This is a genomic window from Burkholderia sp. NFPP32 (genome assembly GCF_900119325.1).
In the GTDB taxonomy this organism is placed as follows: Bacteria; Pseudomonadota; Gammaproteobacteria; order Burkholderiales; family Burkholderiaceae; genus Burkholderia; species Burkholderia pyrrocinia_C.
Genome location: NZ_FPJP01000002.1, coordinates 51,648 through 63,498 on the forward strand (window position 1 = coordinate 51,648; position 11,851 = coordinate 63,498).

At 70.0% G+C, this 11,851-nt stretch carries 10 protein-coding genes; 9 read left to right on the forward strand and 1 reads right to left on the reverse strand.

Annotation, left to right across the window (positions count from 1 at the left end; all coding sequences use genetic code 11):
- The first annotated feature begins 93 nt into the window (after positions 1 to 93).
- Genes BT264_RS04575 through BT264_RS04585 form a run of 3 tightly spaced genes read left to right on the forward strand, consistent with a single transcriptional unit; the run spans position 94 to position 3,530 of the window.
- Positions 94 to 1,170, forward strand: coding sequence for a sensor histidine kinase (locus BT264_RS04575; RefSeq protein WP_072436933.1), 1,077 nt, complete (start codon positions 94 to 96; stop codon positions 1,168 to 1,170).
- 45 nt (positions 1,171 to 1,215) lie between these two features.
- Positions 1,216 to 1,965, forward strand: a complete 750-nt coding sequence (locus BT264_RS04580) for a response regulator transcription factor (protein ID WP_072436848.1) — start codon at positions 1,216 to 1,218, stop codon at positions 1,963 to 1,965.
- Positions 1,962 to 3,530 (forward strand): secretion protein, encoded by a 1,569-nt coding sequence (locus BT264_RS04585; RefSeq protein ID WP_072436847.1) that lies wholly within the window; start codon positions 1,962 to 1,964, stop codon positions 3,528 to 3,530. Before BT264_RS04580 ends, BT264_RS04585 begins: the two co-directional genes overlap by 4 nt.
- 166 nt (positions 3,531 to 3,696) lie before the next feature.
- On the opposite strand, the gene BT264_RS04590 is transcribed toward BT264_RS04585, so the two are convergent.
- Positions 3,697 to 4,800 carry a type IV pilus twitching motility protein PilT gene (locus BT264_RS04590; RefSeq protein WP_072436846.1) on the reverse strand — a complete coding sequence of 368 codons (1,104 nt, stop codon included), beginning with the start codon at positions 4,798 to 4,800 and terminating at the stop codon, positions 3,697 to 3,699.
- A gap of 312 nt (positions 4,801 to 5,112) precedes the next feature.
- Here BT264_RS04590 and BT264_RS04595 point away from each other — a divergent pair, with 312 nt between their 5' ends.
- From BT264_RS04595 to BT264_RS04620, 6 genes are read left to right on the forward strand one after another with little or no spacing between them, the layout of a single operon-like run.
- Positions 5,113 to 5,616, forward strand: coding sequence for a toxin co-regulated pilus biosynthesis Q family protein (locus BT264_RS04595; RefSeq protein ID WP_072436845.1), 504 nt, complete (start codon positions 5,113 to 5,115; stop codon positions 5,614 to 5,616).
- On the forward strand, positions 5,616 to 7,364 hold the full coding sequence (locus tag BT264_RS04600) for a PilN family type IVB pilus formation outer membrane protein (protein ID WP_072436844.1): 1,749 nt from the start codon (positions 5,616 to 5,618) through the stop codon (positions 7,362 to 7,364). Before BT264_RS04595 ends, BT264_RS04600 begins: the two co-directional genes overlap by 1 nt.
- An 11-nt stretch (positions 7,365 to 7,375) precedes the next feature.
- On the forward strand, positions 7,376 to 8,665 hold the full coding sequence (pilO2, locus tag BT264_RS04605; RefSeq protein ID WP_072436843.1) for a type 4b pilus protein PilO2: 1,290 nt from the start codon (positions 7,376 to 7,378) through the stop codon (positions 8,663 to 8,665).
- A gap of 13 nt (positions 8,666 to 8,678) precedes the next feature.
- Positions 8,679 to 9,167 (forward strand): type IV pilus biogenesis protein PilP, encoded by a 489-nt coding sequence (gene pilP, locus BT264_RS04610; protein ID WP_072436932.1) that lies wholly within the window; start codon positions 8,679 to 8,681, stop codon positions 9,165 to 9,167.
- Positions 9,164 to 10,774: a GspE/PulE family protein gene (locus BT264_RS04615; protein ID WP_072436842.1), complete on the forward strand. Its 1,611-nt coding sequence runs from the start codon at positions 9,164 to 9,166 to the stop codon at positions 10,772 to 10,774. Before pilP ends, BT264_RS04615 begins: the two co-directional genes overlap by 4 nt.
- Positions 10,764 to 11,840, forward strand: a complete 1,077-nt coding sequence (locus BT264_RS04620) for a type II secretion system F family protein (RefSeq protein WP_072436841.1) — start codon at positions 10,764 to 10,766, stop codon at positions 11,838 to 11,840. Before BT264_RS04615 ends, BT264_RS04620 begins: the two co-directional genes overlap by 11 nt.
- Positions 11,841 to 11,851: the final 11 nt, after the last annotated feature.

Consider the following 11,851-nt stretch of genomic DNA (forward strand, 5'->3'; position numbering starts at 1 on the left):
TTCGAATCGGTGCACACTGCGCGCTCGCGCCGCCGCGTCGCGGCCCGTCCAATCATTCGCGGACCGCGACGTCCGCCGGAGTCGAACTTGATCGTGTCGCAACGGGCCGACGCCCGAATCCTCGAGGTGATGCAGGCCCGGCAGGCGTGGGGCACGCTCGCGCTCGACCGCGACGGCGCGATCGTCGCGGCCACCGAGCGCGCGCACGCGCTGTTAGGCCGCACGCTCGCCGCCGGGCTGCCGCTGCACGCGCTGCTCGGCGACGCGGCGGGCGCGGATCCCGCCGCGCTGTTCGACACGCTCGAACAAGGATTCGAATTCGAAACCGACGACGCGATCCTGTGGCTGACGCTGCAGCCGGTTGAGCACGATCCGGCGATCGCGGCGACGGTCACGGTCGCCGACGTCACGCCGCTGCGCCGCGCGCTCGACGAGCGTGTTGCGTCGCTGCGCTTTCTGGCGCACGACCTGCGTTCGCCGCAGAATTCGATACTCGCGCTGACCCAGTTGCACGACGCCGATCCCGACGCGTTCGCCGCGTGCGGCGGCCTCGAACGGATCGCGCAGCTCGCGCGGCACGCGTTGCTGCTCGGCCAGGACTACCTCGTCGCATCGGCGGCGGACGATCTCCGGCAGCGCCATTTCATGCGCTTCGACCTGCGCACGATGCTGCGCGAGCTCGTGCCGAAGCTCGAAGTGGGCGCCGTCTATCGCGGCGTCGCGTTGCAGCTCTGGCTCGACGACGCCGTACCGCTGTGGTTGCACGGCGCGCGCGTATTCGTCGCCCGCGCGCTGCAGAACCTGATCGACAATGCGGTGCAGGCGTCGCGGCAGGGCGCGCGCGTCGAGATCCGGCTGCACGTGCGTGACGCGCACGCGGAAGTGACGATCCGCGATTGGGCCGGCGGCCTGCCGGGCCTCGCCACGGACGGGCGCATGACCGATTTCGCGCCGCTCGCGAAGCGTGGCTCGATGGGCTTCGGCCTCGGGCTGCAGCTCGCCGCGCAGGTCGCCGCCGCGCATGCGGGCACGCTGTACGCCGAATCGAATCGCGGCGTCGGCACGGCGTTCGTGATGCGCCTGCCGATGCCCGCGCCGGCAGGCGCGGCAGCTTCGGCCGTGCCGGACGGCATCGCGCGCTGGCGCGCGAGCGTCACGCCCGACGGCTGAGCGCCGGCATCCTTTCCTTTTCGCTTGACGAACCCCATTTCCGCGATGTCCGAACCGAACATGCAGCGCACCGTGCAGCAGCCCAAGCAGATCGTCGTCGTCGAGGACGATCCGGTGCAGCGCACGCTGCTCGTCACCTGGCTCAAGGCCGAGGGCTACCGCGTCGAGGCGTTCGACGACGGGCTCGACGCGCGCCGTTTCCTCGGCGACAGCTGGGCCGATCTGCTGGTGCTCGACTGGGACCTGCCCGGGATGACGGGCGAGCGGCTGCTCGGCTGGGTGCGTGGCCGCGCGCGCTCGATCGTCCCGGTGATCTTCCAGACCGTGCATTCGGACGAAGAAGACATCGTGAAGATTCTCGACGCCGGCGCGGACGATTTCCTGATCAAGCCGCTCGAGAAGCAGACGCTGCTCGCACGCGTGCGCGCGTTGTTGCGGCGCTTCGCGGCGCTGTCGGTCGACAGCGGGCGCATGCAGCTCGGCGGCTGCGTGTTGTCGCGCGCGACGCTGACCGTGTCCGACGGCAGCGCGTCGCACGCATTCAGCGCGAAGGAGTTCGACATTCTCTGGCATCTGGCCGAGCATCCCGGCACCGTCGTGCAGCGGCAGGATCTGTTGCGACTCGTGTGGGGCGCGGAAGCGTCCGCGCAGACCCGCACGGTCGACATGTACGTGAGCCGGCTGCGCAGCCGGCTGAAAGCGGCGGGCCTCGGCTGGACCGTGCATGCGGCGTACGCGACAGGCTACCGCCTGAACCTGGGCGCGGACGCCGAGCCGGCGGATCGCGCATCGTGACGCGGCGCGCGGCCGCGTCGGCTGCCGCCATCGCGCTCGCGCTCGCGAGCCATGCGCCGGCGCTGCATGCGGTGCCGCTCGCGTGGCCGCTCGCGCGCTTCGACTATCGCGTCGGGCCGGTGAGTGCCGCCGCCGCGCTGAGCGAACTGAGCCGCCGCTCGGGCGTCGCGATCGACGTGGACGCAGGCGCGGCGTGCCGGCTCGACGTGCGCGAGGCGTTGCCGCCGCGGCGTTTTGTCGACTGGGTGGCGCGCACGTGCGGACTTGCGGCGTACTACGACGGCGCGGTGCTGCAGCTCGTCGCGCCCGATGCGTTCGAGCGTGCGGCGGTGCGGCTCAATTACGCGACGCCGGCCGAGCTGCGCGCGACGCTCGCACGGCAGCGGATCGTCGACGAGCGCTGGCGGCCCGGCTATGACGACGCGGCGCGGATCGTGCGGGTCGCCGGCCCGCCGCGCTATGTCGCGCTCGTGCTCGCCGCCGCGCGCGCGCTCGACGAAGCCGCGCAGGCGCGCGTGCGGACCGAGACGCGCGCGTTCAGGCTGCATGCGCGCGCGGCGGCTGACCGCGTCGTGCGCGGCGACGCGGGCGATGCGTCGCTGCCGGGGCTCGCGACGCGGCTGCGCCGCCGGCTCGAGCAGGACGGCGTCGCGCCGCGCGCGGTGCCCGGCGTGCGCGAATTCACGGCGTCGCTGCCGATCGTCGACGCGGATGCACGCTCGAACACCGTGCTGATCCGCGACGTGCCCGCGCGGCTGGCGCGCGATGCACGGCTCGTCGCGCAGCTCGATACGCTGCCCGCGTCGATTCGGATCGATGCGTTCGGCGCGACGCTCGCGCGCGCGCAGATCGACGCGCTCGGGTTGCGGTGGCGCGACGACACGCAGGCGTCCGTATCCTCCGGCGCATCCGCCCCGCGCGTGGCGATCGCGCCCGCGCCGGACGGCTGCGCGCCGATGCGCGAGCGCATCGCCGAGCTTGCCGCGCACGGCGACGCATCGATCGACGCCGACGGCTCGACGCTGACGCTCCCCGACGACAGCGCGGATTTCGGCCGTCTGCGGCAGGTGTTCGTCACGTCGGGCGATGGCGATGCGCGATCGCTCGACGCGCAGCGGAACGGATTCGCGATGCGGGTCACGCCGCGCGAGACCGCGCAGGCGGGCCGTTATGCGCTCGACATGCGGATCGTCGAGCGCTGGGCGGACCGCGACAGCCGCTCGGCCGGCGCATCGTCGTCGCGCGAAACCGTGTCCGGCGCGACGCTCTCGGCAGGGGAATGCGTGGCGCTCGCGCTGCCGCTTGCCGCCGGACATGAGACGCAGCAGCTCGTGCTGGTGACGCCGCGCGTGACGTCCGCCGATCCCGTGCGCCGGCCGCCGCCGGCATCGCCGACCGCGCAGGCGCGACGCGCGCCGGCCGCGGCAATCGCAATCGCAATCGCCAGCTTCCCCGAAACCGCGAAGCGCGCGACGCAAACGCGCGAGACGTTACGCGCGCATCCGCCGGCGACGCCGCCGGACGGCCTCGGCCTCAGCACGCAGACGCGCCTGCTCGGCAATTGATGCAAACCCCACGCATTATTAAACGACGGTCTAGCATGATTTAGACGCGCGATGACAATCGGCTTTTGAAATTAATTCCACCAGTCGATTAACACGGGATTCGGCATGTTTATACGATTTTTTCCGATTTTAGATCGGCATGGAAAATGCCGGATCGGATGCGCGCCTAACGATTAACAATCGACTGCATCATTTCATTCAGCTCGATCCGATTGTAAGTCGCCCGTAACGCGTCCTTCGTCGAGATCCGGTTGCGGGCCGCGAGCGCGGCGAGGTCGTCGTTCAGGGAACGCGACATGTTGTCCTCGCGGCGCCGCAGGAACTCGTTGACGAGGTGCAGCTTCGTCGGATCCGCGATCAGCTTCGCGACCTGGTTGTTGTTGTTGAACAGCAGTTCGCTCGCGAGCACGAGGCTTTCGCCGTCCGCGCTCGGCACGAGGCTCTGGCAGACGATGCCGATCAGCGATTCGGCGAGCGCGACCGCGTGCCGGTCGCGCTGCTCGACCGGAAAGAACGACAGCAGCTTGTTGAGCGCGCTGACCGCGCTGCCCGTGTGCATCGTCGCGAGCACGAGGTGCCCCGATTCGCCCGCTTGCAGCAGCGTGTCGGCCGTCTGCGCGTCGCGCACCTCGCCGACCATCACGACGTCCGGCTTCTGCCGCAGCGCCTCGCGCAGCCCGTGCGGGAAATTCGGCGTATCGGTCGGCACTTCGCGCTGCGAGATGATTGACTGGCGGCGCTCCAGATAGTATTCGATCGGCTCCTCGATCGTGACGATATGCGTGTTGCGCGTCGCGTTGACGTGCTCGAGCAGCGACGCGATCGTCGTTGTCTTGCCCGAGCCCGTCGGGCCCGTGACGAGGATGATGCCCTTCGTGTTGTCGAGCATCGAGCGCACGTAGACGGGCAGGCCGAGTTCCTCGAGCGGCAGCGGCTTGAGCGGCAGCCGGCGCATCGAGATCACGATCTTGCGGCCGCCGCCCGCCCGGTACACGTGGCAGCGCAGCCGGCAGCGCGTGAGGACGAACGGGCGGTCGAGCGTGCCTTGACGAAGCGCGGCTTCCCAATGCTCGTCGATCGCGTCGAGCAGCGGCCGCATGTCGTCGAGGAGCACCGGTTCGTCGCTCGTCTCGACCCAGCCGCGCGGGGTCTTGATCGTGACGGGACGGTCCTGCTCGATGTGGATGTCGGTGAACATCTGCTTCAGGTCGATCAGGCCGAGCACTTCGCCCGCGAGATCGCGCAGCGGGGCGGCGGCATGCTGGTTCATCTTGGCAGTTCGAATGAATGGATTGGGCGGCGGATTTCGCGCGGTGAAAGAGAAAATTGAATGGTCTATTTAATTTTGCATGCAAACTAGCTTTTGTCAAACTGTTCGGGGTATATTTGCCGCGCAATAATCACTTCAATAATGCGACTGCGTGCGTAGACCTATTATGTAACGCTGCGGTAATCCCATGTTCGGAAAGCCATTTCCGGCCGCGCAGGCGGTCCGGGGCGTCGAACGCGGCATCCGGGATCATCGAGCAGCAAAGCGCGGGGGCCAGCGGCGCACGGCAGCAGTCGAGTAACGAGGACAATCATGATGCACGGCGCTACGGTCGCCGCGGCCGCGTTCATCGCGACCGCGCTTTTTGCAACCGATTGCGCGGCGAGCGGCCCGCCCGCCGGCACCGATCCGGCGATCGGCGGCCCATTTGTCGAGCGCTTCGATCACGCACCGCTGACGGCAACGCGCGTCGACGTCTTGCACGCGGTATCGCCATCGGCGTCAGCCGGGGCCGCGCCGGCCACGGCCGCGCGGCCCGCGTCGCTGCCCGTTGCGGACGCACCCGTCTGGGACGTGCGCGCGTCCGACGGCACGATCCGCGGCGTCTTGTTGCGATGGGCGCGCACGGCGGGCTGGCAGCTCGTCTGGGATGCGCCGGTCGATTTCAGCATCGACGCGCAGGCGACGCTGCGCGGCTCGTTCGAGGATGCGCTGCAAGTGCTCGTCGCGAGTCTCGGCCGCACGGCGACGCCGATCCAGGCGATTCTCTATCAAGGCAATCACGTGTTGCGCGTCGTCGCGCAGGGAGCGGGCTGATGCGCGTCTTTTTCGTCATTTCGTTACTGGCCGCCGCGCTGCTGGGCGGCTGCACCGGGCTGCGCAGCGGCATCGAGCGGGACGTGCGACGCGATTCGGACGAATCCGGCGCGCTCCTCAAGCGCACCGCCGACGGCGACAACAGCGTGCACGCGCTGTCGCCCGTCGTCGTCGACAACGGGCTGTGGGTGTCGGCGGGCGCCGTGAAGCTGCAGAGCCGCGAACAGCTCCCCGCGCTATTCGACGAGCCGGCGTCGTTCGACCGCGCGGTCTCTTCGTTATCCGAATTCGCCGAGCAGATCACGCGGCTCACGCTGGTACCGACGCAGGTCGCCGCGAGCGCGCAGCAGGCGGCCGCGCGTTCGCAGCAAGGCGGCGGCGCGGACGGCGTCGCGCGCGGCGCACCCGCGTTCCTCGACGCGGCGGGCGGGCGCTCGGTGCCGCCGCTGCCGCCCGGCATGCCGGGTGGCGGGTCGTCCGGCGGCGGCAAGGCGGGCAGCGGCGCGGACGGCGGCGGCGCCGGCACGTCGTTCGCGCCGGCGCGCATCCTATACACGGGCGGCACGCTGCGCGGCCTGCTCGACGCGGCATGCGCGCGCTTCGGGGTCTTCTGGAAATACGAGCAGGGGACGATCCGCTTCTTCTTCACCGATACCCGCACGTTCCAGGTCAACGCGATTCCCGGCGACTCGTCGCTGAACGCGTCGGTGGTGAGCGGCGCGACGAGCGACGGCACGTCGGGCGGCTCGCAGTCCGGCGGCTCGGGCGGCGGCGCGAGCGGCTCGGGCTCCGGCACGACGGGCCTCACCGCGAACAATACGGCGAACACCGCGGTGAATTCGCAGCTGTCCGTGTTCAACGGGCTGCAGAGCGCGATCCAGTCGATGCTGTCGCGCTACGGCAGCTCGGTCGCATCGCCCGCGACCGGCTCGATCTCGGTGACCGACACGCCCGACGTGATCGAGCGCGTCGCCGCGTTCATGACGCAGCAGAACCGCTCGCTGTCGCGGCAGGTGATGCTCAACGTGACGGTGCTCAGCGTGTCGCTGAAGGCGGGCGACGCATACGGGATCGACTGGAGCCTCGTCTACAAGACGGTGTCGGCGCAATTCGGGATCTCCAACCCGTTCACGCCGGCCACGGTGACGCCCGGCGACCTGTCCGCGACGGTGCTCAGCCCGACGAGCCGCTTCAACGGCACCAAGCTGCTGATTCGCGCGTTGTCGCAGCAGGGGACGGTGCGGCGCAAGACGTCGGCGTCGGTCACGACGCTCAACAACCAGCCGGTGCCCGTGCAGGTCGCGACGCAGACGGGCTATCTCGCGTCGGTGTCGACGACGAACACCGCGAACGTCGGCTCGTCGACCGCGCTCACGCCGGGCACCGTAACGACGGGCTTCAACATGACGCTGTTGCCGCACGTGCTCGACGATGGCACCGTGATGCTGCAGTTCTCGACGAACATCTCGTCGCTGCTCCAGCTGAAGGAAGTGTCGAGCAGCACGGGCAGCGGCGCGACGCGGATCCAGACGCCCGACGTCGACATGCGCAACTTCCTGCAGCGGGTCGCGATGAAGTCGGGCGAGACGCTCGTCATCAGCGGCTACGAAGGCACGAACGATTCGCTCGACGAGCGCGGCATCGGCACGCCGAAGATGATCGCGCTCGGCGGCGGCTACGAGGCGCAACGCTCGCGCGAGGTGATCGTGATCCTGATCACGCCCGTCACGCAGCGCGGCGGCGCCTGACGGAGCCGGCAATGAGCGCGCAGGTGATTCAAATCGGCCGCCAGCGCTTCGTCGGCGGCTTGTTCTGGCAGTCGCTGTCGAGGCGCAACGAGCTGCGCGCCGAAGCAGTCGAGCTCGCGAAGAAGCTGAAGTTCGACCTGATGGTGCTGCGGATCGATCGCGGCGGCGCGGCGGCGGGCTATGCGAACACGCGCGACGGCTTCGCGCCCGGGCATCTGTCGCTCGGCGCGATGGTGTCGCGCGCGATCGCGCTCGAAGGCGCGTTCTACAACGGACGCCGGCAGCCCGCGCCGAACTGGCTCGGCGCGTTCGCGCTGCCCGACGGACGCTGGGCGTACTTCGCGGTGCGCGACCACGCGTTCATGCCGAACGGCGACTGGGTCGGCACTCGCGAAGAAGCGTTGGAACGGCTGCATACCGATTACGCTTGGGGCGGCTGGAACGTCGTGATCGGCGAGCTGGAGCTCGAGAAGCAGGGCTTCCAGAATTTCCAGCCGAAGCGGCTCGACGATCTGCTGCCGCGCCGTGGCGGCCGGCCGCGTACCGAGCGCTGGTGGGCGTTGCGGCCCATCGAGCGGCGCTTGTCGCCGCGCGCCGCACTGGTCGCCGCGGCGGTCGTGTGCGTCGCGGGCGGCGGCGCGTTCGCCTATTGGCATCATCGCGCGAAGGTCGAGGACGAGCAACGCGAGGCGGCGCTCGAACGCGTGCGCGCGGAGCTCGCCGCGCGGCAGGCGAAGAGCGGCCCCGTCGTTCCGCCGTGGGCGGCGCTGCCCGACGCGGTCGGGTTCGCGCGCGCGTGCGCGACGCGCTTCGGCCGGCTCGCGCCGGGCGGCTGGCGGCTCGATCGCTACGAATGCACGCCGGACGCGGCGCACTACACGTGGGCGCGCAATGGCTCGAACGTGCGCTACCTGCTCGCCGCGGAGCCCGACGCGATCGTCGACACCGACGGCGAACGCGCGACGCTCGAGGTGCCGCTCGCCGCACCGACGGCGGGCGACACGCCGCTCGTCGACGATTCGGTTGTCAGGACGCAACTTCTGTCGCGTCTCCAATGGCTCGATGCCGTGGCTAAACTGGACCCGCTGCTTCCCGATCAGGCGGCGCGCGCCCCGCTCGCGAATCTCGCGCAGCAGGCGGCCGCCGCGGTCGGGTGGCGCGCGTACCGGCTGAACGCGAGCCTCGGCGGCGTCGCGCCGCCCGAGTTCGTGCGCGCGATCGACGTGCCGGGGCTGCGCGTGCAGCGCCTCGCTTACCAGAACAATCAGTGGACTCTCGAAGGAGTGCTCTATGCGAAATAGTCGCGTCCGATGGATATGCGCACTTGGCCTGGCGGTGCTCGCCGGCGCCGTGCGCGCGGCGGGGCCCGTGTCGTCCGACGAGGACGGCGCGACCGCCGCGCGGCTCACGCAGTTGCAAAGCGAGACGGTGCTGCTGCAGGCGCAGTTGAAGAAGCTCGAGACCGAGCAACAGGTCGCCGAGCGGTCCGCGCAGCTCGCGCGCGTGCGCGGCGGCGCGCCGGCCGGGCAGTTCGCGGTGACGGCGATCGAAGGCGTCGGCAAGCGCGCGTTCGCGACGCTGCGGATGAACGGCGGCGCCGAATTCGAAGTGCAGCGCGGCGACGCGCTGCCGGACGGTGGACGCGTCATCGCGATCGAGCCGCGTGCGGTCGTCGTATCGAATCGTGGGCGCACCACGAGGCTGTCGACGGCGTCGCCGTCGTACGCGGGCAATCCGCCGCTGCCGGCCGACCCGGCCGCGCCGCCGCCGATGCTGCCCGCACTGCCGGCGAGCGGATCATGAGCCACGCCGCGCAACGACCCGACGCGACGCCCGTGCGCGCGCCGCTGCCCGCCAGCGGCGATGCCGCGCCGCCGCGCGGCCCGCGCGCCGTCAGCGAAGCGGGCGACTTCGCTGCGAGCGTCGAGGAACGCAAGTTCGTCTGCCTGTTCGACGACGGGCGTCTCCTGATTGCCGACGGCCACGAGATGAATCCGTTCGTGCTGTCGTATCGCGCGCGGCTTGACCGGATGGGCCGGCCGTACCGGCCGACGCCCGCGACGCTGATGCAGGTGCGCGAGGCGTACCGGCAGAACGCCGCGGGCGGCGGCGAGCGGCTCGATCACACGGTGATGCAGGTGCTCGCGAAGGAGCTGATCGGCCGCGCGTGCCGCGAGCGCGCATCGGACATCCATATCCGCGTGCGCCGCTTCAGCACCGAGGTCTACTTCCGGATCCACAACGAGCTCATGCGCGTGAACGAGCACACGCGCGAGCACGGCGAGCGGCTGCTCGCGACGCTGTACGGCGCGATGACGACCGTATCGGACAACAGCTACCGGCCGAGCGAACGTCAGGACGCGAGCATTGGCGACCGCGACAAGCTGCCGGACGATCTGTACGGCGTGCGGATCGCGACGACGCCGACCAACGAAGGCAGCCTGATGGTGCTGCGGCTCCTGTACAACGATGCAGGCGACGCGACCGATCTCGCGGCGCTCGGCTTCGCGCCCGAGCACGTCGCGGCGTTCCGTGCGCTGCGCGCACAGCCGCACGGGATGAACATCATCAGCGGCCCGACGGGTTCCGGCAAATCGACGACGCTGCAGCGGATGCTCGCCGCGCAGATCGACGAGTCGCGCGGCAGCCTGCACGTGATCACGGTCGAGGACCCGATCGAATATCCGATCGACGGCGCGGTGCAGACGCCCGTCGCGAACGCGCCGACCGAGGACGCGCGCGCGCTCGCGTTCGCGGCGGCGATCACGAACGCGATGCGGCTCGATCCGGACACGATCATGATCGGCGAGGTCCGCGACCGCGCGTCCGGGCAGACGGCGCTGCGCGCGTCGATGACGGGCCACCAGGTGTGGACGACGGTGCACGCGAACAGCGCGCTCGCGATCGCCGACCGCCTGATCGATCTCGGCCTGCACGCGCGGATGGTCACCGATCACACGGTGATCTCGGGGCTCATCAGCCAGCGTCTCGTGAAGCTGCTGTGTCCGCATTGCAAGCTGCGGCTCGTCGATCATCCGGACCGGATCGAGCCGGGCCTGTTCGCGCGGCTGCGGCTCGCGCTCGACAGCCGGATGCACGACGTGTGCATCGCAGGCGACGGCTGCGAGCACTGCCGCACGGTCGGCACGATCGGCCGCACCGTCGTCGCCGAAGTGATCCTGCCCGATGCGCGGCTGTTCGAATTCCTGCGCGACGGCGACAAGGTCGGCGCGCTCGAGTACTGGACCGGCACGCGCGGCGGGATGACGCTTGGCGAGCACGCGCTGCGCAAGGTCGCGGCGGGGCTCGTCGATCCGCGCGGCGTCGAGCGCGTCGTCGGCACGCTCGCGCCGGTTGCGGGCGAAGCGCGACAGCAACTGTCGCTCGTCGGATTCAGCTATGGCACTTGAGCTGAATCGCCGCTGGGCGAAGTTCTGCCTGAATGCCGACGAGCGGCTGCGCGTCTATCGGAAGATCGCGAAGATGCTCGGCAACGGGCTGCCGCTCCTCAAGGTGCTGGAGGAACTCGAATGGCGCGCGTCGCGCGAAGGGCGCAAGCCGCGCGAGCCGCTCGCGATCGTGCTGTCCGACTGGCGGCTCGCCGTGCAGAACGGCCGGATGCTGTCGGAGGCGATGGAGGCATGGGTGCCCGCGACGGAGCAGATGATCGTCGCGGCGGGCGAGCAGGCGGGGCGCATCGAGGACGCGCTCGTGTCGGTTGCCGACATCGTGCAGTCGAGCCGCAAGATCCGCCGCGCGGTCACGGGCGGCGTCGCGTATCCGGTCGGGCTCGTCGTGATGGTGATCGGCTATCTGTACCTGTTCGGCACGCACGTGATCCCGAAGTTCGCGCTGATCGCCGATCCGACGCACTGGCGCGGCGCCGCGCGCTCGCTGTACCTGATGTCGCTGTTCGTGCAGGGCTGGATGCTCGTCGTCGTCGCGGCGCTCGTCGCGGTGCTCGCCGCGCTCGCGTGGTCGCTGCCGCGCTGGCGCGGGCCGCTGCGCATCTACGCGGATCGCGTGCCGCCTTATTCGATCTACCGGCTCGTCACGGGCAGCGGCTTCCTGATCGCGTTCTCGGCGCTGCAGGCGTCGGGCGTCACGGTCGAGAGGGCGCTGCTCAAGATCGGCGCGGTCGCGGAGCCGTGGCTGCGCGAGCGGATCGACGACACGCTGGTCGGCGTGAAGTCGGGCCTCAACGCCGGCGAGGCGCTGCTCAACGCCGGTTATCAGTTTCCGTCGCGCGAGATCGTCGAGGATTTGTGCATCTACGCCGAATACGGCGGCTTCGACGCGGCACTCAAGATGCTCGCCGACGAATGGCTCGAAGAGGGCGTTGCGCGGATTACCGCGCAGATGCGCGTGCTGAACGGCGTCGCGATCGTCACGCTCGCGATGGTGATCGGCTGGCTCGTGACGGGCTTTTTCGGCATTCAGCAGGAAATCGCCGCGATGACGCGCGCGATGCATTGACGTCGCGCATT